Source organism: Paenibacillus sp. Y660, assembly GCF_057221575.1.
In genome coordinates, this window is record NZ_JBXBBJ010000015.1 from 57,649 (window position 1) to 79,459 (window position 21,811).

Sequence of the window (21,811 nt, forward strand, 5' to 3'; positions counted from 1 at the left end):
AAGGAAACCTTTTGGATTTCATTTACATAAAATAGTATTAGACAAAAATAGACAAAATCCTTCCATTTTCGATATATTTTCTCTTAATTATTTTTTGGAGATTGTATTCTTTTAACGAAACAAACATATTCAAAAAAAGAGAAAAGTCGGGCAAAAAACGTAGACCATTACGTTTTTACCCGACCTGGATAGAATGAGCTTGTATTTGCAGTAATGTATTATTTTTTCTTATATCTTGAATTTTCCGATCAAACCATGCAATTCCTGCGCCAACATGCTGAGCGACTCTGCGGAGGAAGTGACTTCCTCCATCGAAGCCAGCTGTTCCTCGGAGGCGGAAGCTACGCTTTGCGTATTGTCAGCTGCTTCCCTTGCTATGAAGGCGAGCTGTACGACCGTTGCTGTAACTTGCTCGCTGCAAGCTGACATTTGCTCGGAAGCAGCCGATACCTCTTGCACTTGATCCGAAACCTGCTCCATTTGCGTCATGATGTCATGGAAGATCTCGCCTGTTAGCTCAACGGCTTTGGTGCCTTCATGCACTTCCTTATTCCCTTGATGGATGGAGGTTACTGCACGCTGTGTCTCAGACTGGATCGACTTGATTAGCGTGGATATCTGTTCGGCCGCTCTAAGCGTCTGTTCAGCCAGCTTCCTGACTTCGCCGGCTACAACGGCAAACCCGCGTCCATGCTCGCCAGCCCGTGCCGCCTCGATCGCCGCATTGAGCGCCAATAGATTCGTCTGCGTGCTGATGCTGCTGATCACATCGATAATTTTGCCGATTTCCTGCGATTGTTCATCAAGCGTGTCCATGATATGGGCCGATTGATCGACGGAATTACGAATGGACAGCATTTGTTGCACTGTCTTTTGTATGATTTCGTTTCCTTCAAACGTCTTGCTGGACACAATAACGGAGGATTCGGACACCGCTGATGCCGATTCAGCAATTCTCTGAATGCCGATGGCCATTTCCTCCATCGCTCTGGCCGTTTCATCGGAGCTTTGGACCTGAGCCTCGGAGCCGGCGGCAACGACCTGCATCGACTCGGTTATCATCTCGGTTGCCTTGCTTGTCTGATCGGCGCTCGCCATAAGCTGCTCGGAGGTGGAGGCAACATGCAGGGAGTGGCCCGAAACTTCATTCAACATGGATTTAATGTGTAAAATCATCTGATTAAACTGGGATGCCATTTGCCCAAATTCATCTTTACCTCGGATTTTCAATGATTGCGTGAAGTCCCCTCCGGCTAATGTTAAAGACAAAAGGTTCACTTTCTTGAGATTATTTGCGATAAATTGACTGTACAGCAAAATCGTTACGGTAATAATTGCAATCCCAATCAGGCTCACGATTAATAGTATTTTCATCATCTTCAACAAAGGCTGCTTTAGCTCCTGATCTGGCATGATGAGCATCAAGGTCCATTCCAATTGGGGAATTTTCTTGTAGTAGACATGATTCAGTCCCTTGTCGTCAGAATAAGACGCTAGTCCGGAAGCGTTGCTGAGCAGAGCATCGGACAATGAAGCGAATGATGAGTTAGGGTCCTGGCTGACGTTCATCTTCATAATTTTATCCGGGTCCGGGCCTGCTATGTATTGATTTTGCCTATCCAACAAGATGGCCCAACCCGTATTTCCGACCTTCGTATTGTTTACGATATCTCGAATTGTGACAAGATCGATATCGGCAGTTACTACGCCTAGCAATTGCTTATTCGTATTATAGGCGGGAACGGCAGTCGTAGACATCGTCACATCGGTGCCAGGGTCATAATACGGATCCGTATATGCAACGCTTTCGGCTGCGTTAACGCCTGTTTTGTACCAATCCTGATTCAAATAATCGTATTTCGGATCGCTGTATTCCTGAGTGAATATGATCTTGTCTTGATCCTTGTATCCGTATGTAGATGCATATTTTTTTCCTTGCTCAAATTGGTTCGGTTCAAAGTAAATGCCCATGCCGAACGTATCGTCATTCGATTGAAGCGCGTTCCCGATCATTTGCTCATATTGCTCAAGCGGGAATTCGGAAGCATACCGCTCAAGGGTTCTAGCGAAAATTTCTGCTGTCTTGCTGTGGGCAATAAACCGGGTATCGAGTCGATTGATCGTTCCGTCAATCTGTTCAGTCATCGTTCTCTCGGTCTCTTTGAGGAACATGGTATTCGAATAGTAATAGGACATCACAGACACAGCAATGAGGGTTAACAGAACCAGTGGCAATATTGTTATTAATGTCTTCGAACGAATGCTTTTCATGAAGCCCTCCATGGTTCTTGAAATTTTTTTTCTGTAAAAAATGTTCATGATTACATTTCTTATAACATAATTAGACATGATCAGACAAAATCCTTCACGAATTAGTTCTATGGTTCTAATTTAATTATTAGAAAATTCAGCGATAACATTAAATTTACAAAACTTATGCTAAGGGCAAGCAAGTCTCAACTATCTATTGAAAAAAGCCTCCAAAACCACTGTGTGTAAGTGGAGTTGAAGGCTTAGCTTTCTTATTATTATTCTTCCTTGCCATGACGGATGAAAAGCCACACGCCGAACAAAATTAACGCGCCGGCTGCTAGCTGATAGCCCGTTAATGCTTCTTTCAAAAGCGCCCACGCGAGGAGGGAAGCAATAACAGGCTCGCCGAGTACGGACATCGATACTGCGGCAGCGCTCATATGCTTGAGCAGCCAGTTGAACAGATAATGGCCAAATAGTGTCGGAACGATCGCCAGCAGCAGGAAAATGCCCCATTCCTTCGGGCTGTAGCCGGTAAAGGAGTTGCCTCGTACGATATTGTAGAAGGCGAGTGCCGTTGCCGCAAGCGCGAATACCCAAAAGTTATAGGCAAATGCGCTCATATCCTTCCGCAGCTGCTTGCCGATCAGCATATGAACGGCTACTGCAGCAGCGCCTAGCAAGGACAGGACATCGCCGAGCAGCGCTTCTCTCGAGAGGGAGAGATCGCCTGATCCGATGACGACGGAGCCGATGAGCGCGATGCCCATACCCCACAGCATCATACGATTTGCCTTCGTGCGGAACAGCCAATAAGAGCCAAGCATGACCATAACCGGCTCCAGCGTCAAAATAACAGTAGAGCTAGCAACAGTCGTTAGCCGCAGCGACGCCATCCAAAGCAAAAAATGAAGCGCAAGCATTATGCCGGAGACAGCTAACAGCCGCCACTGCCTTGCACGGAGAAGGAACAATTCAGCCCGATATTTCCAGACGAGCGGGAGCATAATAAGGTTGGTTAAATATAGCCTATACATGGCGATAACGGATACATCGGCATCAGACCAGCGAACGAAGATTGAAGAGAACGAAATGGCGATAATACCGACGATATAAAGCAGCTCATAGGTAGCAAATGATTTGGTACTGCGGTTCATTGTTGTAGATTCTCCCATACTTAAAAACCCCTGGCGTCCCATTCGCAGCAGCATGCTGCTGCTGTTGTTGACGGGCAGGGGCTTATTTAATAATATTTGATCGTTTTAACGCATGGGATAAGCTAATTAGCTATCCGGCTTGTCCTGCTGAAGGCTTTGCGGCCTTTTCCAGCTCAGCGTCAAAATATTGCTGCAGCTCCGCTACCTTCCTTACATCCTCGAAGGAGGCTTTTCCGGCAAGATAGCGTTCAGCGAAAACTTCCCATTGCGGCACGATTTTTTGCGCGGTCATCGATCGAATCGCATTTTTGACCATTCTGCGTTCCTTCGCATTCGTGTACATATCCTTGAACTGCTGCTTGAGCCTGAAATCCAGCTCGCCAAAAATTTTACGGAACACCTCGGCTGTCATGCGAGCATCATCCAGTGCCCGGTGCGCCGTGCCTTCTGCCGTTATTTCGAGATCGACGAGAGCAGCCTCCACGCTGACATCGTTCGTCACGTTTTTATAGCGAATGTAGCCCTTAAGCAGGTCGAAATATTCGGCGGCCATCCAGAAGCTGTCATCAAGCTTATGCATCCTTGTGTCGAAGACAATTCGTTTTAAATCCTCGCCGCCCCATGTGAACAGCAGGAAGCTGTCGCTTTTTTTCAGCCAAGCAGTGAAATCGCCGATTACTTTCGGGAAACGGCTTGCAATATCGATGTCTTCCTGCGGAATTCCGGTTTTCTTCTTAATAAAGCTGTTCAGCTTGGAAAAATAAATCGGTCTTATCAAAGCGGAAAATTCATCAGTCTGCTCAAGTGAGCTATTTAAACGAACCGCGCCGATCTCAATAACTTCCATGGGCAATTCGCTTGCAAACTTACGTCCATTAAATTCAATATCGAGTATAATATAGTCCAAAATCTTAACCTCCGATAGATAGCCTGTGTTCTCCATTCTATCAGAAAAAGTTATCCAGATGGAAACTACAATATGGTAGAACGCTTTTGCACGTTATTTTCTTAATTTTATGACATAAAAAATGACCGTTCCTAGCAAAATAACGAATGCGATAGGAATGCGCCAAATGCCAATCCCAGAGGTGACACCTAGAGCATCCTGAATAACAGCCCACTGTACATAGGCGAATATCGCCACGACTTCAAGCTTGACCCAGCTTAGCAGATGGATCGAGTTCTTGTATTGATAAGGAGCATTTTGTTCCGTAATCGGAACGATGTAGTTGAACTGATGAGGCACCTTGCGCAATAGAGCAAGGCCAATAAAGATGAGAAGGGCAATGATCGGTAGGATGAACAAGATGGCCTTGCTTCCCCAGCCATCAGCTTCGCCGTTGCCATTGAAGTGTATCGCAATCGTTTGCGGAAGCTCGGACCATTTTAAGATTAAATAGACGAAGGAGAAGAGCAAAAAGAAGATGGACAGCCCGTCATGCCATTTTTCAAGATTCGTTTTTGGAATGATGAGCTTAGGTAATTTGGACAATATGGAGCACCGCCATTCATTTCGTAATGAGTTTACCTTATAATTATATCTTGAATTTGCATCTTTTGGTAACATTTATAACATTAAATTTCCATAAAAAAAGCCTTCAGCAATAGCCCAAAAGGCAAATGCTGAAGGCATGGTTCTTAATTAAGAGCGCTTTGTGAGGCGGGAATTAAGCCAAAGCGGAATGCGGAACACTAAATTGATCAGCAGGACGACGAACACGAGCACCGCTGCTGCTTTTTGGGCAATTTCCTGCGCATCGCTGACGATGGCTTCCGATTGCACATACCAGAGGTGAACGGCGAGCGTGGCACCAGGCGAGAAGAGGCTGAAATCCCACATTTCGCCGGATGTCGTTACGCCTGCGGTCAGAATGATGACGGCACTCTCGCCAAAAGCACGGCCAGCAACAAGGCAAATGCCCGTTATGATGCCGTTAAGTGCAGCAGGGATAAGCGCGCGCGTTATCGTTTGCAGATGGGTGCCGCCGAGCGCGAACGATGCGCTCTTCAGCTCCTTCGGTACCGAACGGATCGATTCCTCGGTTACGCGAGTTAGAACTGGCAGATTAAGAAAGGCAAGGCTCACTGCGCCGCCCAGAATGGTCAAGCCGATCTCGAAATATTCAACGAACAAGGCGATACCGAACAAGCCGAATATGATGGAAGGTACCGAAGCGAGACCTTCGACGCAAATGCGCACGAAGCCGATCAGCTTGTTGTCAGGTGCGAATTCAGCCAAATAGATGCCTGCAGCCATTCCGAGTGGAATCGAAATAAGCAAGGAAATGAACAGGATGTAGAAGGAATTCAGAAGGGTTGGGCCTATGCCGCCGCCCTCATCAATTTCACTTGGCAAGCCAAAGAGAAAGTCCCAAGTGAGCTTCGGGAGTCCATCCTGCAAAATGAGATAAAGGAGCCCGAAAATAAACGCGATAATAAGTACGCCAAGCGACCAAACGATGCCTGTGAATAAGCGGTCTTTTATCCGATTAAGTCCTTTTTTGCCGCTGAAGGGATTCGTTAAAGGGTTCATGTCTATGGCTTGCTTCATGCTTGCGACCCCTTTCTTTGAAGCCAGCGAATGGCTACGATCATAAGCAATGAGATAACGAGGAGCAGGAAGCCCATCAAATAAAGAGCGTAGTTCCACGTCGAGTCAAAAGGTACATTTGAAATTTGCATAACGATATTACTCGTAAGGACAGAGGTCGGTTTGAGCAGGCTGTCGGCTAGCTGCGGCGTATTGCCGATAACCATTACGACGGCCATCGTCTCGCCGATTGCACGGGCCATGCCGAGAATGACGGCGTACATAATACCGCTTTTGGCAGAAGGAATCAGGACTCTCCATACCGTTTGGAACCGAGTAGCGCCAAGTGCATAGGAAGCATCGCTGAACTTGGCAGGGACCGCGCTAATCGCATCATCGCTAATGCGGCTTACGGTAGGCAGAACCATAATTGTAAGCACAAGCGCAGCTGCGAGCAGGCCATCGCCCATGCCGCTGCCGGTCACGGTTCGAATTAAAGGAATAAGTACGGTCAAGCCCAGATAGCCGTAAACGACAGAAGGGATGCCGACGAGCAGGTCAAGCACCGGACGCAGCATGTTTTTCAGCCAAGGCGGTACGAATACGGACAAGAACACGGCAATGACTAGCGAGATCGGCACACAGATGAGAAGCGTCAGTGCAGTCAAAGCAAAGGTGCCGAAGATGAAGATAAGTGCACCGTATTGCTCGTTCTCTGGATTCCATTCTGTGGAGAAGAAGAAGTCTGCAAACGATATTTGACCGAAAGTCAGCACGCCGGTTCGGAACATAAGCAGCAAGATCAGAAAGAGAATAAGGCAAACAAAGCTTGCAGCGGCGATGCAAAGGTAACGAAAGAGACGGTTCGTAAAGAACAGGCGTGATCTGCGGTCAAAAGGCTTGCTGCTGCCAGCTAAAATCGCCTTGCCGAGCTCTGCTTTGATACGCGGCTGAGTGCCGGTATGAGTGGATTCCAACATAATATAGGCTCCTCCAAGCGAAATCGATGGTCGCCGGCCTATTGGCAGCTTCGCTCGTTTCGCGGTTAGATATGAACGGGGCTAAGAAGTAATGGCTTATGCTATTGAAGGAAAGAACGGCCGGCTTAGGCGCTTATTTGCGCAAGCCGGCCGCTCCTTTTATCCAATCTATTTAATTGCCGAGATCGGAATGAATTTAAGCTTTTTCAGCGAACCGTTTTGGAACTTCGTGCTTTGTACGTATTTGATGAATTCTTTTGTTGCGCCAGTAGGCTCGCCTTTAGTCATGTAGTAGCCATAGCCCCAAACCTTGTATTTACCGTTGATAACGTTAGCTTCTGTTGGTTCAACATCGTTGATTGTCACTGCTGTCATTTTGTCTGTAACGTAAGCAAGGTCCATGTAACCAATAGCATTCGGTGTTGTTTCAATTGTGGACTTCATGTCGCCGCTTGTTTTTACTTCTTTGTAGTTGTCGCCTTTAGTCATGAAATCGGTACCGTCAAGCGCCTTGTCTTGGAAGTTAACGCGAGTTCCGGATCCGAAAGTACGGTTTACGACGATGATTTGAGCGTCCTTGCCGCCAACTTCTTTCCAGTTTTTGATTTTGCCGGAGAAGATGCCTTGCAGATCTTTAGTTGTTAGTTTTGTTGCTGTTACGTTTTTGTTTACTACCGCTGCGAAAGGAATAACAGCAACTTTATGAGCGACTTGGCCATCGAATTTTTTGAAGCCCGGTACATCCTTGGAAGCGTCCCAGTCTACAGCACCGATGTTAGCAATGCCTTTGCGTACAGCTTGTGGTCCTGTGATTGAACCAGCAGCGGATGCGGAAATTTTAACTTTAGGGTTAAGCTTCTTGAATTCATTAGCTGCTTGAAGGGTCAATGGAAGAAGTGCGGAAGAGCCGTTGATGACGATTTTGCCGCTTAGTTTGCTTGCTGCTGTAGCAGTAGGTGTGGATGCTGGAACTGAGCTGAATCCAATTACGGCGATAAGCGCCGCGATTGTTAATTGTTTAAACCATTTCATTAGTAAAGACCTCCATTAATTAGTTTGTGATGTTTTTCCATTTGCCTTGCGTTGATACAGCGAGTTGACCATCAATAAGAGCTGCGATATCCGAGTTGCCCGAAACGATCAATTCCGATGCGGTGTCTGAAACGGTTTGTACAAGCTTGCTAGTTCCTGTTGCGCCATCGATCTCGTAGACCGCATTTGTGCTGTTTCCATCAGCAGTAAGCAGATATAGATTGCTTCCGCCTTGAATCAGTTGATATACGTCTTTGTCAGCGAACAGAGGCGTGCTTGCTTTGCCTGCATTATCTACAGTAACCAGCTGACCAGTGCTTGCCTCATCAGCGCTTACGCTTACGTAGCTAACTTTGGAGCCGTCAGCAGAAAGCTCAAGGAATACTTTATCAGCGGTATCTTTAGTTAGCTGTACAGGTTTATTGTTAGCAGTTGCAGCGTTATAGAAGTAGATTTGCGGCTCAGTGCCTGTTGCATCGATATCTACGTTATCAAGATCAACATCCTTGCTGTCCGCCGTTACCTTAGGTTGCTTGAAGACGTAGAACGCAAATTGTGTTCCGTCAGCAGAAACTTCAAGGTTTGCTTTGTAATCAACTTTATCCTCAAGAACTTTGGATACTTTGCCGTCAACTAGAGCGATCTTCGCAATAACAGAGCTTTTGTCGCCTTGCAGGAAGAAGAGGGAGGTGCCGTCCTTCGACCATGTCAGCTCATTTTTAATCGAATTGTCCGTGCTTACTTGCTTCGGCTGCTTTGTGGCCAAATCAATGGTGAACACGATACCATTCGCATCGGAGTAAGCTACGCTTTTGCCATCAGGAGACAAAACAAGATCTGAAGCGCCTTCGGATTTAAGCAATTGCTCATATTTCCCAGTAGCAGCATCAACCAAGAAATCTTCGCGGCCTTCACCTGCTGTATTGGATACGATAAGCCATGAAGAGTTAACCCACACAGCACGCTCAGCACCTTCAAGCAGTTTAACCGTGTTGATCGTGTTACCTTCTAGTGTACCGCCAAGCGCTTGAACGAATGCAGCCGGCTCAATGAAAGTGGAGTATGCTACTTCTTTAGCTGGATGTGCAATTGGAGTCGCTACACCGTTAATCCAGATTGATTTGGAAGCAAGTTTCAGCTTCAATGTTTTTTCGCCGTATTTCACAACTACAGAATGGTCGCTGTTAATGTGAAGCGTAGCGCCAACAGCATTAACGATATCACGAACCGAAGCTAGTGTAACGCCGCCATCTACAACCGTGCGAATGGAAAACGGATTTGCATTTACGAGGAAATCTGCTTGGCTGATTTGTGCAGCTTGGTTGCTTGCTGCTGTTTGTGCGAAAATCGGAGTAACTGCTGTTGCGCTAATTGCTGCTGCGATCATCGAAACTACCATTGCTTTTTTCATTTGCATGGAATAGGGTCACCTTTCTCAAATGGGGTTTTTTATTGTAAATCGAATTTCCGACAGCCCTGGTCGGTATGTATAGTTGGATTGATCCCTCCCAGGCGGCGTTAGTTCGTTACAGTACGTATGTTTTGATTCTAGTTCTATCTGATCATAACAACGATTTATCATCCCACTATTTAGAAATTGTATGGAATTTGTAAATAGTAGTAGGCATAGAGTACTAGAGTTGGACGCGCTGCGATTAAAGTAGATATTCCCCCTAATTAAGAAGAAAGTGCACCATGCCTCTTTTACACGAGGTTTAAAATGGGGATGACTGCAAATCTATTCGCCAATTGGAGGATTAATCGATGAACATATCAATCGGAGGCTATTCATTCAATAACATGTATTTGGAAGGGAAGATGGATGTATTGGGTTATTTGGAAACAGTCAAATACCGCTATCGCTAGTTACCAGCAATTTGCTGCTTATGCGGCAGACCACGGCTTTCTAATCGGACCAGAGAATCATATGGGTGCATCGTACCATACTTATTTCGATGAGAAGAATTGAGGGAACCGGGCAAAACTTCGGTGCGTTCCGCTTATTCGGCTCGCTAGGCTGCATACTGGCAGCTGCCGGAATAGTCGGCTTCACACTGCTGTATGTAAAGCTGCGCAGATCGGTCAAGACAAATAAGGATATGAGCCTTAGTTCATGACGATTGCAACCTTTTTGGGCATAGGGTCGTTCTTGTAGGTGTACAGACAAACACCAACCAAACAGATGAGGTGAATGACCATGAAAAAACGTTGGAGCACTGCCGTTGCAGCGGCCGCAGTCTTGCTTTCTGCATCTATTTCAACACAGGTTTTCGCGGCTGGTCCTTTTAGAGATATTGCGAATGTAGGCAGCAAAGCGAAGATTGAAGCACTGCAGCAGCAAGGCATCGTAAAAGGGGTGAGCGATACGGCATTTCATCCAGAGGACAATCTGACTGCTGCGCAAGGTATTTCCTTAATTGTGAGAGCGACCCAAATCAGCCTCGCGGCCATTAGCTTTCCAAGCGCGCCAACTGCTGACGGTTACTATACAAACATAAAGAATGACGCTTGGCATGCCGAGGATTTTGTCATTGCTCATTATAATGGCTTGGACATCCCGGCTGATATTGATCCGCAAGCACCGCTTAATAAGGAGCAGTTCACTCATTATCTCGTGCAAGCCATTGAGCTGACTGGCCAATATCCGACGGTCAAAATGTTCATTCCGATTCAAGACGAGCAGGAGATCACGGTTGCTTACCAAGGTACGATCCAGCGAGCACTTTTGTACAAGATTGTTTCTTTGGATGAAGAAGGAAACTTTGATCCATCGCATACGCTGACGCGTGCTGAAGCAGCTGCTGTCTTGTATGATTCGGTGAGCTTTATTGAAGCGCATAAGGATGATGCTGCTCAGTAGCCGGAAGCAAACGGTTAATGGATGGTTGGCAAAATGAAAGCAGCTGATTTGGCGTTGCTAGAGCGCCTAATTAGCTGCTTTTTAAATATTTTTTATATCCAATTATTGTCCGAGCATCGCGATAATTCCAAGCGGAGTAATAAGAATTAAATGTGCAATCTTTATTTATATCATAGTTGTAATAAATAAATCAATAAAAAACGCAAAAAAACCTTGAATTTTATTCCAGGTTGTAGTATTCTCAGTTTAGCAAATAATTAAGGGAGGTGAACGGGAATGGAAAAGATGGCAATGCAAATGATGATGAACATGTGCATGGATGAAATGATGTGTAAGATGAAATCCATGAAGATGATGATGGACATGATGATGGAAATGAACATGATGGACAACATGGATATGAACATGATGATGATGAAAATGCAAGAGTGCGATGAAATGTCTACAATGATGATGAAAATGATGCGCGATATGGAGCAAGTATCGATGTAATCCTCATCTATGAATCTGGCCATTCATAGATCTTGAAGTTAATGCATCATAGGCAGAGCAGTTCGCTGCATGCCATTGTTTATAGCTTTACCCTACATAGCTAAGCAGAGCAGATACCTGCATGCAGGCTTTTTTTTTATTTGTACACCTTCCGTTATTCAACCTCGATCTCTTACTCTAAAGAGCGTAGTGGGCTTTCAGCTTGCTTGCGATCATCACGCGTTGCTGCTTAAACTCCCAAACCTTTTCTCTTAGCTGTTGTTGCTGCTGCTCCGAATGCTGTGGGCTGCGAAGCTGTTCATATATTTCAAGCATTTTACGATTAATGTTATCAAACCGAAGCCATAGATCGACGCGAATGCCATGCTCAATTTCGAGACGAATATGGTTATCTTTGTTTTGAAGATTTTGGAGGATTTGCTGCTGCCATTCGGCATCTCCGATTTTCACTGCAAAGTTATATAGATCTAAATAATCGTCAACCCATTTTGCTGCTATTAGTTTCTCGGAATACGTCATGCTGGTCAGCTCCAATCTCCGCAACGTTCATATACCTAGTATTATACTCGGAATTAAAGGGAATGCAAGGGGTTTGTTGAAAATATTATTAAAAAAGATTGTGTATTCGGTGAAAATCTAGATGTAGTCAGGTTTATGGCTGTGGCAGCGGATATTAAAAGGAGGGCGGAATTAATTCCGACTTAAATAATTAGAGTTAATTCCGCTAATGAGAGTCGGGTATGGAATTCAGTGCGAGCCTTGGCTCTTAATCGCGGCAAAAACAGCAAAGCCATGATATTTGTAAATACAATCGGAGTGGGCAAATCCAGCCTCGCGAAGCCATTCAAGCTGATCCTGAACGGTAGCGTTGATATCGACTTTCCGAAGAGAAGTGGCAACCAAAAACTGGGTATTGCGCTTCCTGTTCTTTGGTGTTATTATTGGTAAAAAATTTACGATTATCGATGATTTCATACAACAAGCTAAATAGCTTTTACATTCAATGACGAGAAAGAGTACGTTACGGGCCTGATCGAACAGAGAGTTGGGGCAGCTGAAAACCAACGTTCGGGCGCTAACGGAAAGCCATCTCCGAGAAGCAGGCTGAACGAGAGTAAGCTCTGCCGCATTTCCAGCGTTAACGGGAACATGTATTGATTGATGCATGAGCAGAGTGTCGCGCTTCGGCGTGAAACTAGGGTGGTAACACGGGTGGAGACTCGTCCCTTTACAGGGATGGGTCTCTTTTTTTGTTTTCTTAATAACCTTTGGGAGGAATTTAGGTATGAAAACATGGTCGATGAACGAGATGATTTCACCGGTGGTGCAGCAAATTCCGCCCTCGGGCATACGCAAGTTTTTTAGTTTGGCAGAAGGAAATAAAGACATTATCTCGCTTGGCGTCGGGGAGCCTGACTTCGTAACGCCGGAAAATGTTAGGGCGGCTTGCGTCCGTGCGCTTGAGCTCGGCAAAACCTCCTATACGCCGAACGCAGGTCTTCTTGAGCTTAGAGAAGAGATCGCAAGCTATTTGCACAATAGCTTCCAAGTGAAATACGAGCCATCAAATGAAGTAATCGTTACGGTCGGTGGCAGTGAGGCGATCGATCTAGCACTGCGGGCTTTAATTGGGCCTGGCGATGAAGTCATTGTACCCGTTCCGAGCTATATTGCCTACTCGCCGATTGCGCAGCTGAATGGAGGGAAAACCATCGAGGTTGAGACGTTCGCGAAGGATGATTTTAAACTGAAGGCAGAAGCACTGCAGGCAGTGCTTACGCCGCGCTCGAAGGTGCTTATCATTAACTACCCTAACAATCCGACAGGCGGGATTATGACCCTTCAAGACTGGCTGCCGATCATCAAGCTTGTGGAGGATAATAACCTTATCGTCATTTCGGATGAGATCTATGCTGAGCTCACCTACGATGAGAAGCATGTAAGCTTTGCAGCGCTGCCGGGGATGAGGGATAGAACGCTGCTGATAAGCGGCTTCTCCAAAGCTTTTGCGATGACGGGCTGGAGAATCGGCTATGCCTGCGGCCATCAGGATTTGATCGCTGCCATGCTGAAAATTCACCAATACACCGTCATGTGCGCGCCTATCATTGGCCAGATCGCGGCGATTGAATCATTGCGATACGGTTTAGAGGCGAAGGACATGATGATGGAGTCATATGCACAGCGTAGACGGATGTTCGTGAAGGGCCTTAGGGAAATCGGCCTTCCCTGCCATGAGCCGCGAGGTGCGTTTTATGCGTTTCCGTCGATAGCGCATACGGGACTTAGTTCCGATGATTTTGCGCAAAAGCTGTTGTTCGATGCTGGAGTGGCTACTGTTCCTGGGCATGTGTTTGGTCTCGGCGGCGAAGGGTTCATTCGTTGCTCCTACGCATCCTCCGTATCCAGGCTTACGGAAGCAATCGACCGAATCGATCGGTGCCTGAAGGCTTCCGGCCTGCCGCGGAAATGAAGAAGGGAGCCTGTGCAGGCTCCCTAGTGCTTAAGGTAATGCTATCAGTCGCTTGGAAAATTATCAGTCGCTTGGAAAATAAATGTGGATGGAGGTGCCCTCACCCCTAGCTGAGCGCACCTCAATTCGGCCCTTATGCGCTTCTACGATCATTTTGGCGATGCTCATGCCGAGGCCGGAGCCATCGCTTGATTCTTCGGTATTGGTGCCGCGGCAATACCTCTCGAACAGGTTGCGGATGGTCTCCTCATCCATGCCTCTTCCGTCGTCGCAGACGCGGATGAATGCCTCATCATTCAGCATGCCGCTTGAAACCGTCACTGTGATCCCGGGCTCATTGTGCTTCACCGCGTTGGACAACAGATTATCCATGAGCCGCTGCAGCCATTTTTCATTACCGTATATGACAATAGGTAGTTCATCTCCCTCGTAGTGGAAAATGACATCTGTGAGCGTGGCGTCGTTCACATATTTTAAGACGGATCGTCTAGCGAGCTCGCCGAGCTCGATTTCGTTCTTATCCATGAGCATTGCTCCGCCGTGCTTTAGCTGATAAATATGCGAGAAGTCGGTTATCAGCTCCAGCATATAGTCGCTTTTTTCGCGGATCATTTTACCCATATCCTGAAGCTCTTCAGGGCTCCAGCTCGCTGGCGCGCTCTCCAAAATATAGCCGTAGCCTTGAATGGTAGAGAGAGGCGTACGCAGATCATGGGAGATGCCGGCCATCCATTCCTCTCTAGTCTTCTCCAGCTGCAGCCGGTCCTTCTCTGTGTGCGCCAGCCGTTCAGCCATTAGGTAGAAGGCCTCGATAACCTCCCGATAGAGGCGGTAGCGGATGCGCAGCTTGCCGTTGCGGCGGAATACCTTTCGGCGGTCCTTAGGCGTAAGCACCTCTTCATAAAGTCCGCTGCCCATGCGCTCGAACCAGCCAGAGAACAGGATGAGCGGTTGACCATAACGGTGTCCATGCCAAATGGAGATCGCAAGCGACAGCAGAAGAATCGAGCCACCCACCCAAATGAAGACGCGTATAACCTCTTTAAAGACGGGCTGCTTGATGAACGTTCCCGGCTCGTTTGGCGTATGCATGATCCAAGTCATCCCGCTAGCAGTCGGCTGATATACGGAAATATTGGTATCGTAATAACCGGGGTTTTGCTGCATGGACAGCACTTCCAACGGCTCATAAATATTGAAGGCCGAGGATTTATCGCCAATCGTCTGGACGCTGTTGCCGGCTTGATCGACGATAAGCAAATAGCTGTCTGTTTCAAGCAACTTAGCTTGCAGGTGAGCTCGAAAGTGCTCATTTACGAGACCATTTTGCTGGTAAGCCGTATACCAGACTGCCAGCTTCTCTTGCTGCGGGTTCTTGTAGCCGAGCAGAAAGAACAGCGGAGAGTCATAGGTTTGATCGAGCTCGCTGTCTACAAGATAAGAACCGAATTTGCCGGATTGATGAATCGACAGCAGCTGCGTAACTGAATAAGTTGTAGGCTGATCGACTGGTGTATTAATGGTATACTTCACATCGCCTTTAGAGTCGATAATCTGCAGCCAAATCCCGCGCTCCTTAATGAGCTTCTTCCAATGCGCAGGTATTTTAATTTCGTCATTTTCAAAGTAGCTGCCCGCTACAATTGAACTGAGCGCACCAGTAGGGAAGTTGCGTTTGAGATCGTCATTCATTAATTTGCTGATTAGGATAAGGAACAGCACCATCATCGCCGCGAAGATAAAGATGGAATAGATAATGAGCTGGTAGGTAAAATGAAAAGCCATTCGGCGCTGAACCTTCATAGGCTTGCTGGCTCCTTGGCTAATTTATAGCCTAGCCCGCGAACGGTAAGCAGATGCGTCGGCATGCTGGGATCGTACTCGATCCTCTCCCTTATTCTTCGGATATGGACCATGACCGTATTGTCATCGCCCAGCCCGTCAATGCCCCATACGGCTTCATAGAGCTGCCCCTTGGAGAAGACGATGCCGGGATTTTTGCAAAAATAGAGCAACAGTTGAAAAACCTGAGCAGGGCAGGGGACAGACTTATGATCGACCAACAGCTCGCCGGCTGCTTCATTCAGCTGAAAGCGGCCAAAGCTATATATTTGCTGTGCGGTTATAGTTGTTATTGTTGGAAGGACAAGGCTTGCTGCAATGTCTATTTCACTGCTTCGGCGCAGTCGCGCTTTGATACGGGCCGCAATTTCCAAAGGATTAAACGGCTTCGTGACATAATCATCGCCGCCCAGAGCAAATCCGGTTAGAATATCCAGGTCCGATGCTTTGGCGGTCAAAAATATAATATGCGGATTGCCGAGCTGCCTGATTTTGGAGCACAGCTCAAATCCGCTGCCGTCTGGCAGCATGACGTCCAGCAGTACAATATCAGCGCCATTTCGAGCGATCGTATCGAGTGCCTCTTGGCAAGTTCCTGCTGTATTAATATGCTGGAAGCCTTCCTTCTGAAGGACAAGCTGCAGCATTTTGACAATAGACGGCTCATCATCAACGATTACAATTTTATTCATATTCATCACCCGCTTATATGCTAGCATACAAAGCTTAACAGAAGTTGAACGGAATGGTAAAAAATTAAGCGGATGTTATAGTTCTGTTTGCCATCTGTTCAAGAAGAGTCATTATGATTGTGTAAGAGGTGATGGAGATGGTTAACCAAATAGAAACAGGAAGCCGAATTCGCATTATTGATGCGATTAGAGGCTTTTGCTTGCTCGGCATATTGATTGCCAATATGAATATTTTTCAATACGGCATTTACGGAAGAGAAGTCATGCCGTTTTTCAATCCTTCCAAGCTGGATATTGTGACGCATCAATGGCTGCTTATTTTAGTGGAAGGCAGCTTTATGCCTATCTTTATGTTCTTGTTCGGTTACAGCTTGTTTAAGCTGAGGGAAAGCTTGGTATCAAGGGGTATTAAACCGGGAAAACCGTTGGTGCGCCGCTTTCTTATGCTGATGGCACTTGGCTTATTGCACATCTTATTGCTGTGGGAGGGAGATATTTTGCTAACTTACGGGATAACGGGCTTTTGCTTGTTGTTATTTGTAAATAGGAAGCCAAAGACGCTTATGATTTGGGGCATCATCCTAAGCGTGCTCATCGCTGGCATCAGCTACGGGGGACATGATGACACTCCTAAAGAGAAGGAAAAAGTGAAGCAGTACGTCGAGCAATCGATTGCGGTATATAGCGAGGGAACCTATTTGGAAGTTATGGATTTTCGTATGAATGAAGACCCGCTGGATTTGCCAGATGCGGTTATCGTTTTGCTCGTTTTTCTGATGCCATTGGTATTGCTTCCGATGTTTTTGTTCGGGATAGCGGCTGCCAATAAGCAGTGGTTTCATAATCCGAAGCGGGAGAGGAGCCGATATATATGGGCAACCGTCCTCACGCTGCCGCTTGGCATTGTGCTTAAATGCCTGGCTGTGCTGCAGCCAAAAGGTGCATGGAGCGATCTGTTGACAACAGCCGGGGCGGAGTTGCTGGCGCTTGGGTATATTTTTGGATTGGCGCTCGTGTTGTCCTTCTTAGCGAAGCGTTCGATTATCATATCGGCTTTCGAAGCGGTGGGGCGGATGTCTATGACGAACTATTTGATGCAATCGGTTATTTGTACCACATTATTTTACGGCTATGGCCTCGGCTGGTTCGGAAAAATCGGGGTGTTAAATGGCTTGCTGCTTGCGATTCTCATCTATGCCATTCAAGCGGTTGCGTCCAGCTATTTATTGAAAGTGTTTAAAAATGGCCCGTTAGAGCGGCTGCTGCGGATGTGGACGTATTGGTCGTTTAACGGCAAGTCGAAGGTTTCGCGCAAAATAATAGATGCGCAGGATGTGAGTGCTGTTCTGTAGAGCGTTATTAATAGAGTGAACAGTTAATGGTGTAATGGTGTGGCAAAGGATCCAGCATGGGAAGGTTTAAAACGCGAGGAAGGAGCGACTATTGCAGTCGACTCCTTTTTTTTGTTGATAAGCTGGCTGATAAATTGGATGTACTAAGAGCCAACAAATTGGATATCGTGCGTCTTGGTGGAGGCTGCCGCGAAAGCAAGCAGCTTAGCGCCTTCCGCTTCTAGCGCTTCACGATCCTCATCATTCAGCGGCTCAAATGGCTGGATGATCAAAGTGGCCGATTGACGGTTTTGTTCTATTTTCCAAATGCCGCTAACGAATCCGTCAATGAGAAAGGTAGATTTGATGATGCCGTTTATCGTAAACACAAGCGGTTTGTATTTCTCGCTAATGATTCGGCTGCGGTCGAAGTAAGAGAGCAGCATGTTGTCGAATTCAGATAGGAATCGCGGCGGAGCAATCGTATCAGCGGGAGGCAAGGGAGCGCCTGGCAAGTCGAAGAGCTCATTGCCTTGCTCATCTGTGAAGGTATGGAGACGCGGACGCATATTTTCGATTGTCTCTCGCAGCTTGCTCAGACCTGACCATACTTGCATATCTTTAATGGAAGCGGGACCAAATGCGGCTAAGTAGCGCAGCAGCATATGTTCCAATGAAGGCGAGGCAGCCATAGGCTGGCCAAGCCAAGCTTCCGCAGAGGTATGCGCAGCCTGACCGCTAGACCCCCATATTCCGCGGGGCGGCACTTGAATAAGCGGGACAAATGTCCGAATTACCCTGCCGATGTTCGCTGGATCGTGGTTCGGCCATGTCTCTCCAAGAAGCTTGCTGAGCTCGTTTGCGGTGCGCGGATGTTCCTCCACAAGTGCACGTCCAGCTGCACTAACCGCTTGCATGTCTAAGCCGAGCAGCTCTTTGCTGTAAGTACCCAGCAGACCTTTCTCTATTGCCGGCTGAATCAAGGGACGCAGCGCCAGACAATCGCTTGCGCTGACCAAATGGATCGTTGAGCGCATAAGGGCAATACGAACCACTTGCCGGTCCTTTATTAGCGCAGAAAGCTGCTCCTGCTGGAAGCTCTCAAGCCGCGTCCATAGCGCAAAATAGGGCGGATTAGGCGCTTGCGCTTGAATTGCAACTAATTTTTCGATTGCTTCCAGCACGGAAAGGCTTGAGCGACGCAGCAGCATCTGCCTCTCCAGCAGAGCACGATTAAGCTGTCGCGTACTTAATATGGGTGCGGAAGCAGTATGTGAATCAGTGCTCGGAGCAGTATACGGAACAGTATTCGAAACAGTATCTGAAACAGTATTTGAAATATTTGAAGCAGACTGTGCATGCTGAGATTTAGCGGTAGTCATGCTGCAATCTCCCCTTTTTCATCCATTTTCATCATTATTAACTTAATTATAATGGATCAACCCTGACAGCATTATGTCAGAGTTGATTGGCGAGAGGAAAAATATATAAATGAATTTCTCCATCTGTCTGCCTAAGGAGGGAAGATACTCCGTACGCTGCACTTTATGCAACAGAAACCTTACATGAGGCTCGGAAAGAGGAGCTACGTTGCAGAAATGCAACAGAAACCCTAGCAATAGTGGCTACTATGGCTGAATGGGGTGATTCTGTTGTAAAAACTGCAACGTAGCGAGCGAGTTGCTGGTTGAGATGTGATTCTGTTTCATTAACTGCAACGTAGCGAACGAGTGCCTACAGCAGCTTTTCCAATGAACCTTCAACCAGCTCATAGAAGCGAATGTCTCTACCGTTGATAATTGGTCTAAGCAGTTTTTTAGTTACAAGCGAGTGAAGTCTGATTCGAGAGGTTCGGAAATTCATTTGCAGATGGTTTTGGACATCTTTTGGGCGTATTTTGCGACCTAGTGACCAAGCTAGTTGGAGTACTTCTCGGTCTTTATGGCTCAGTTGATGATCAATGTCACTGCGGATGAGGTGGGGAGCCAGTGCCATTTGAAGCAGCATGCGACATATTTCTGGACGCCGCTGTACGTCATCGAACGTGAAGTGGAGCATCCGCCAGCCCATGCCGGTTAAAAAGTTATCACGATTAACAGCGTAGCTATGTTTCTCTCTATCCATATCTTTAATATGGCTCTGAAAACCGTCGCATTCCAGCCCGAAGCGGCCAAATTCCGGAAGGAAGGCGAAGTCGAGAAATTGAGATTTGCGATTCCAATCATAAATTTCATATTCAGGATGCAGATTGTGGAATGTGCCAAAAAGCGGCCACCATACGTTTTGCAGCAGCAGCTTCTCAGCGAACCCATGCCCTCTTGCTAACCTTCCTTTGCGCTCCCCAGAGCGGTGCTGCTCATGATATTCGAGAAACTCGCGATAGCAATGTTCAAATTCATTCACCCTAACCATCCTCCTTCAGAAAATAAAAAAAACGCCCTAAAGCCACATGGGTGGCATTAGGACGTTCTTCGTCTGCTTAAAGTATAACACTCAACCTTGGTGGGACCAAGTCGAATGTTGAGAAGCTGCAACTATCCTGCTAGCTAAACAATAGAATGATGCAATAAAGCTATGCAATAAAGTATAACCATATATCCCCGCACAAAGCCCCGCACTAAAGCTAGCGCGACACCCTTGCCGCGTCTCTCACAGCGAAAGAGCATGTACCGTGCGAAAACGATCACTATTCCTTAATGTTACCAGCCTGCTTCAGCCGCTTTGCGATTGCTTTGAACTCCTCGGGAGAAATACCGGGTGCAAATTCCTCTTCGACAGCAGGCGCCTCCGGAATCGGAAAGCCTTTTGGCGAGCCTTGGATCACTTCGAGGGGAAGGCCGTCCTCAGGATGCGTCCCTTTCCAAATCTGATCAATCGCAGTAAAGTCGCTGTCACTCCACGTGTATAGCTTCGTATGCACGCCTTTTTCTTCGTATTTTCTTGCCTCGTTAAACGATTTGTTGCTAAGGGATGGAATCGGCACTAGCTTGGTGACATTTACGCCTGTTGCAATTTCCAAAGCTTTGGCATAAGCAACGACGTGAACGCCGCCCCGCACGAGCAGGAACCCAACGACTGCACGCGCTGCCGGATGGTCCGTCATTTCGTATACTTTCATCTTATGTGTCCTTGCTCCGCATTCGAGGAAAAAATTATGAAGCAAGTCCTCCACCAAGTTGCCGCTGTTAAACACATTGGCACCTGTCCATGGATTGCCCATGGAGTCGAACGGCATGGCGCCTTGAGCTCCGGCAAGATAGTGATAAGACAAACGCGCGTCTTTAGCAGAACCGAGCGGAGTGTCATCGGGCTCTTTATAGTCTGTTGAACCTCTCAAGCATTTGTTGATCGCATGCGAAACGAGCTCGACGTGTCCTAGCTCCTCCACCGTTATGCTCATCACCAAATCGTAGAAAGGCTTAAGCTTTTTCCTTTGAACGGAAATTAAAAGATTGATACAAGTAATTGTTTAACGTTGACATTTCTCCGAACTTTCCGCCCAGCAGCTCCTGTACGGCAGCGGCAGCGTATGCGTCCGGCTTCTCGACATCCGGGATTTCGATCATGATTTCATCCATGCGATTAAACATTAATGTCTCAACCTCCTAAGTATGAACTAGCCTTACCTTAGTAGATTTAAACTTAACTAGAGACGGTTAAACATTATTCGATAAAAAGCAGCGTGCTGCACATGGAATCTGGAGGGAGATGTAAAAAGTTGCAACCAAAAACGCCGTAGCCGTTCCATTCAGCTGCTTGTTTATGTTATTTTTATAGGAATGATACCCATTCATATAGAAGAGGAAGTGATTCATATGACGACGCAATCGAAAGAGTGGATCTTGCATTCGGTTATTTTCAGCTTGAAGCATGAGCAGGGTTCAGAAGCTGAGCGTCAGTTTTTGGAGGATGGGCAGCGTATTCTTACATCCATTCCAACCGTATCGAACTTTCAAGTCTATAAGCAGGTAAGCGGAAAAAATGAATATCGCCACGGCTTTGCGATGGAGTTTCCGAATCGAGCGGATTACGAAGCATATAACGAGCATCCGCTTCATGTGCAATTTGTTAACGAGCGCTGGGTGACGGAAGTCGAAAAGTTTCTAGAAATCGACTATCAGAAATAGAATGACGATTGATGATTTGGTAGAAACGACATATAATGAGCG

Annotated in this window: 19 protein-coding genes, 2 pseudogenes and 1 other annotated feature; of the genes and pseudogenes, 7 read left to right on the forward strand and 14 right to left on the reverse strand. The window is 46.8% G+C overall.

Annotation, left to right across the window (positions count from 1 at the left end):
- Positions 1–228: 228 nt before the first annotated feature.
- From AC2TDN_RS17175 to AC2TDN_RS17210, 8 genes are all read right to left on the reverse strand, one after another.
- Positions 229–2,271 carry a methyl-accepting chemotaxis protein gene (locus AC2TDN_RS17175; RefSeq protein WP_484689246.1) on the reverse strand — a complete coding sequence of 681 codons (2,043 nt, stop codon included), beginning with the start codon at positions 2,269–2,271 and terminating at the stop codon, positions 229–231.
- A gap of 257 nt (positions 2,272–2,528) precedes the next feature.
- A complete protein-coding gene (locus AC2TDN_RS17180) occupies positions 2,529–3,410 on the reverse strand; it encodes a DMT family transporter (RefSeq protein ID WP_484689249.1) in 882 nt (293 codons plus the stop codon).
- A 130-nt stretch (positions 3,411–3,540) separates the two neighbouring features.
- Positions 3,541–4,317 (reverse strand): 3'-5' exonuclease, encoded by a 777-nt coding sequence (locus AC2TDN_RS17185; RefSeq protein WP_484689251.1) that lies wholly within the window; start codon positions 4,315–4,317, stop codon positions 3,541–3,543.
- Between the two features lie 93 nt (positions 4,318–4,410).
- Positions 4,411–4,902 carry a DUF1648 domain-containing protein gene (locus tag AC2TDN_RS17190; protein ID WP_482068489.1) on the reverse strand — a complete coding sequence of 164 codons (492 nt, stop codon included), beginning with the start codon at positions 4,900–4,902 and terminating at the stop codon, positions 4,411–4,413.
- 150 nt (positions 4,903–5,052) lie between these two features.
- Positions 5,053–5,943, reverse strand: coding sequence for a phosphate ABC transporter permease PstA (gene pstA, locus AC2TDN_RS17195; RefSeq protein ID WP_482068564.1), 891 nt, complete (start codon positions 5,941–5,943; stop codon positions 5,053–5,055).
- A gap of 14 nt (positions 5,944–5,957) precedes the next feature.
- Positions 5,958–6,920, reverse strand: coding sequence for a phosphate ABC transporter permease subunit PstC (gene pstC, locus AC2TDN_RS17200; RefSeq protein WP_482068490.1), 963 nt, complete (start codon positions 6,918–6,920; stop codon positions 5,958–5,960).
- A gap of 168 nt (positions 6,921–7,088) precedes the next feature.
- Complete coding sequence (locus AC2TDN_RS17205; protein ID WP_482068491.1) at positions 7,089–7,952, reverse strand: phosphate ABC transporter substrate-binding protein; 864 nt, start codon at positions 7,950–7,952, stop codon at positions 7,089–7,091.
- Positions 7,953–7,971: 19 nt separating this feature from the next.
- Positions 7,972–9,369 carry a stalk domain-containing protein gene (locus tag AC2TDN_RS17210; RefSeq protein WP_482068492.1) on the reverse strand — a complete coding sequence of 466 codons (1,398 nt, stop codon included), beginning with the start codon at positions 9,367–9,369 and terminating at the stop codon, positions 7,972–7,974.
- A 347-nt stretch (positions 9,370–9,716) separates the two neighbouring features.
- Here AC2TDN_RS17210 and AC2TDN_RS17215 point away from each other — a divergent pair.
- The 4 genes and pseudogenes from AC2TDN_RS17215 to AC2TDN_RS17230 all read left to right on the forward strand — a co-directional run.
- Positions 9,717–9,815 (forward strand): annotated as a pseudogene (locus tag AC2TDN_RS17215) (sugar phosphate isomerase/epimerase family protein); the annotation flags it as partial.
- A 68-nt stretch (positions 9,816–9,883) separates the two neighbouring features.
- Positions 9,884–10,069, forward strand: coding sequence for a hypothetical protein (locus AC2TDN_RS17220; RefSeq protein ID WP_482068493.1), 186 nt, complete (start codon positions 9,884–9,886; stop codon positions 10,067–10,069).
- A gap of 80 nt (positions 10,070–10,149) precedes the next feature.
- Positions 10,150–10,812: an S-layer homology domain-containing protein gene (locus tag AC2TDN_RS17225; RefSeq protein WP_484689259.1), complete on the forward strand. Its 663-nt coding sequence runs from the start codon at positions 10,150–10,152 to the stop codon at positions 10,810–10,812.
- Between the two features lie 276 nt (positions 10,813–11,088).
- On the forward strand, positions 11,089–11,304 hold the full coding sequence (locus tag AC2TDN_RS17230; RefSeq protein WP_482068495.1) for a hypothetical protein: 216 nt from the start codon (positions 11,089–11,091) through the stop codon (positions 11,302–11,304).
- Between the two features lie 177 nt (positions 11,305–11,481).
- On the opposite strand, the gene AC2TDN_RS17235 is transcribed toward AC2TDN_RS17230, so the two are convergent.
- Positions 11,482–11,823: a hypothetical protein gene (locus AC2TDN_RS17235; protein WP_482068496.1), complete on the reverse strand. Its 342-nt coding sequence runs from the start codon at positions 11,821–11,823 to the stop codon at positions 11,482–11,484.
- 475 nt (positions 11,824–12,298) lie between these two features.
- Positions 12,299–12,535 (forward strand) — a binding site (T-box leader).
- Positions 12,536–12,589: 54 nt separating this feature from the next.
- Here AC2TDN_RS17235 and AC2TDN_RS17240 point away from each other — a divergent pair.
- On the forward strand, positions 12,590–13,777 hold the full coding sequence (locus tag AC2TDN_RS17240; RefSeq protein ID WP_484689262.1) for an aminotransferase class I/II-fold pyridoxal phosphate-dependent enzyme: 1,188 nt from the start codon (positions 12,590–12,592) through the stop codon (positions 13,775–13,777).
- A gap of 63 nt (positions 13,778–13,840) precedes the next feature.
- Here AC2TDN_RS17240 and AC2TDN_RS17245 read toward each other — a convergent pair whose 3' ends face one another.
- Positions 13,841–15,580, reverse strand: coding sequence for a sensor histidine kinase (locus AC2TDN_RS17245; protein WP_482068498.1), 1,740 nt, complete (start codon positions 15,578–15,580; stop codon positions 13,841–13,843).
- Entirely contained in the window at positions 15,577–16,317 is a 741-nt protein-coding gene (locus AC2TDN_RS17250; RefSeq protein WP_482068499.1) for a response regulator transcription factor, read from the reverse strand. The genes AC2TDN_RS17245 and AC2TDN_RS17250 overlap by 4 nt, the downstream gene beginning before the upstream one ends.
- A 131-nt stretch (positions 16,318–16,448) precedes the next feature.
- Here AC2TDN_RS17250 and AC2TDN_RS17255 point away from each other — a divergent pair, with 131 nt between their 5' ends.
- Entirely contained in the window at positions 16,449–17,663 is a 1,215-nt protein-coding gene (locus tag AC2TDN_RS17255) for a DUF418 domain-containing protein (protein WP_484689265.1), read from the forward strand.
- Positions 17,664–17,806: 143 nt separating this feature from the next.
- On the opposite strand, the gene AC2TDN_RS17260 is transcribed toward AC2TDN_RS17255, so the two are convergent.
- From AC2TDN_RS17260 to AC2TDN_RS17270, 3 genes and pseudogenes are all read right to left on the reverse strand, one after another.
- Positions 17,807–19,024, reverse strand: coding sequence for a winged helix DNA-binding domain-containing protein (locus tag AC2TDN_RS17260; RefSeq protein WP_484689267.1), 1,218 nt, complete (start codon positions 19,022–19,024; stop codon positions 17,807–17,809).
- Positions 19,025–19,376: 352 nt separating this feature from the next.
- The gene (locus AC2TDN_RS17265; RefSeq protein ID WP_484689270.1) at positions 19,377–20,045 is read right to left on the reverse strand and encodes a hypothetical protein; all 669 of its coding nucleotides are present in this window, start codon (positions 20,043–20,045) and stop codon (positions 19,377–19,379) included.
- Positions 20,046–20,328: 283 nt separating this feature from the next.
- Positions 20,329–21,232, reverse strand: a pseudogene (locus tag AC2TDN_RS17270) (manganese catalase family protein).
- Between the two features lie 225 nt (positions 21,233–21,457).
- On the opposite strand from AC2TDN_RS17270, the gene AC2TDN_RS17275 reads away from it, so the two are divergent.
- The gene (locus AC2TDN_RS17275) at positions 21,458–21,769 is read left to right on the forward strand and encodes a Dabb family protein (RefSeq protein WP_484689272.1); all 312 of its coding nucleotides are present in this window, start codon (positions 21,458–21,460) and stop codon (positions 21,767–21,769) included.
- Positions 21,770–21,811 lie beyond the last annotated feature (42 nt).

Bases quoted from the DNA above. Each gene is read 5' to 3' on its own strand.
- AC2TDN_RS17230 (WP_482068495.1), top strand. From the start codon at position 11,089: ATGGAAAAGATGGCAATGCAAATGATGATGAACATGTGCATGGATGAA.
- AC2TDN_RS17225 (WP_484689259.1), top strand. From the start codon at position 10,150: ATGAAAAAACGTTGGAGCACTGCCGTTGCAGCGGCCGCAGTCTTGCTT.
- AC2TDN_RS17240 (WP_484689262.1), top strand. From the start codon at position 12,590: ATGAAAACATGGTCGATGAACGAGATGATTTCACCGGTGGTGCAGCAA.
- pstA (WP_482068564.1), bottom strand. From the start codon at position 5,943: ATGAACCCTTTAACGAATCCCTTCAGCGGCAAAAAAGGACTTAATCGG.
- AC2TDN_RS17245 (WP_482068498.1), bottom strand. From the start codon at position 15,580: ATGAAGGTTCAGCGCCGAATGGCTTTTCATTTTACCTACCAGCTCATT.
- AC2TDN_RS17250 (WP_482068499.1), bottom strand. From the start codon at position 16,317: ATGAATATGAATAAAATTGTAATCGTTGATGATGAGCCGTCTATTGTC.
- AC2TDN_RS17205 (WP_482068491.1), bottom strand. From the start codon at position 7,952: ATGAAATGGTTTAAACAATTAACAATCGCGGCGCTTATCGCCGTAATT.
- AC2TDN_RS17210 (WP_482068492.1), bottom strand. From the start codon at position 9,369: ATGCAAATGAAAAAAGCAATGGTAGTTTCGATGATCGCAGCAGCAATT.
- AC2TDN_RS17180 (WP_484689249.1), bottom strand. From the start codon at position 3,410: ATGAACCGCAGTACCAAATCATTTGCTACCTATGAGCTGCTTTATATC.
- AC2TDN_RS17175 (WP_484689246.1), bottom strand. From the start codon at position 2,271: ATGAAAAGCATTCGTTCGAAGACATTAATAACAATATTGCCACTGGTT.
- AC2TDN_RS17275 (WP_484689272.1), top strand. From the start codon at position 21,458: ATGACGACGCAATCGAAAGAGTGGATCTTGCATTCGGTTATTTTCAGC.
- pstC (WP_482068490.1), bottom strand. From the start codon at position 6,920: ATGTTGGAATCCACTCATACCGGCACTCAGCCGCGTATCAAAGCAGAG.
- AC2TDN_RS17235 (WP_482068496.1), bottom strand. From the start codon at position 11,823: ATGACGTATTCCGAGAAACTAATAGCAGCAAAATGGGTTGACGATTAT.
- AC2TDN_RS17260 (WP_484689267.1), bottom strand. From the start codon at position 19,024: ATGACTACCGCTAAATCTCAGCATGCACAGTCTGCTTCAAATATTTCA.
- AC2TDN_RS17255 (WP_484689265.1), top strand. From the start codon at position 16,449: ATGGTTAACCAAATAGAAACAGGAAGCCGAATTCGCATTATTGATGCG.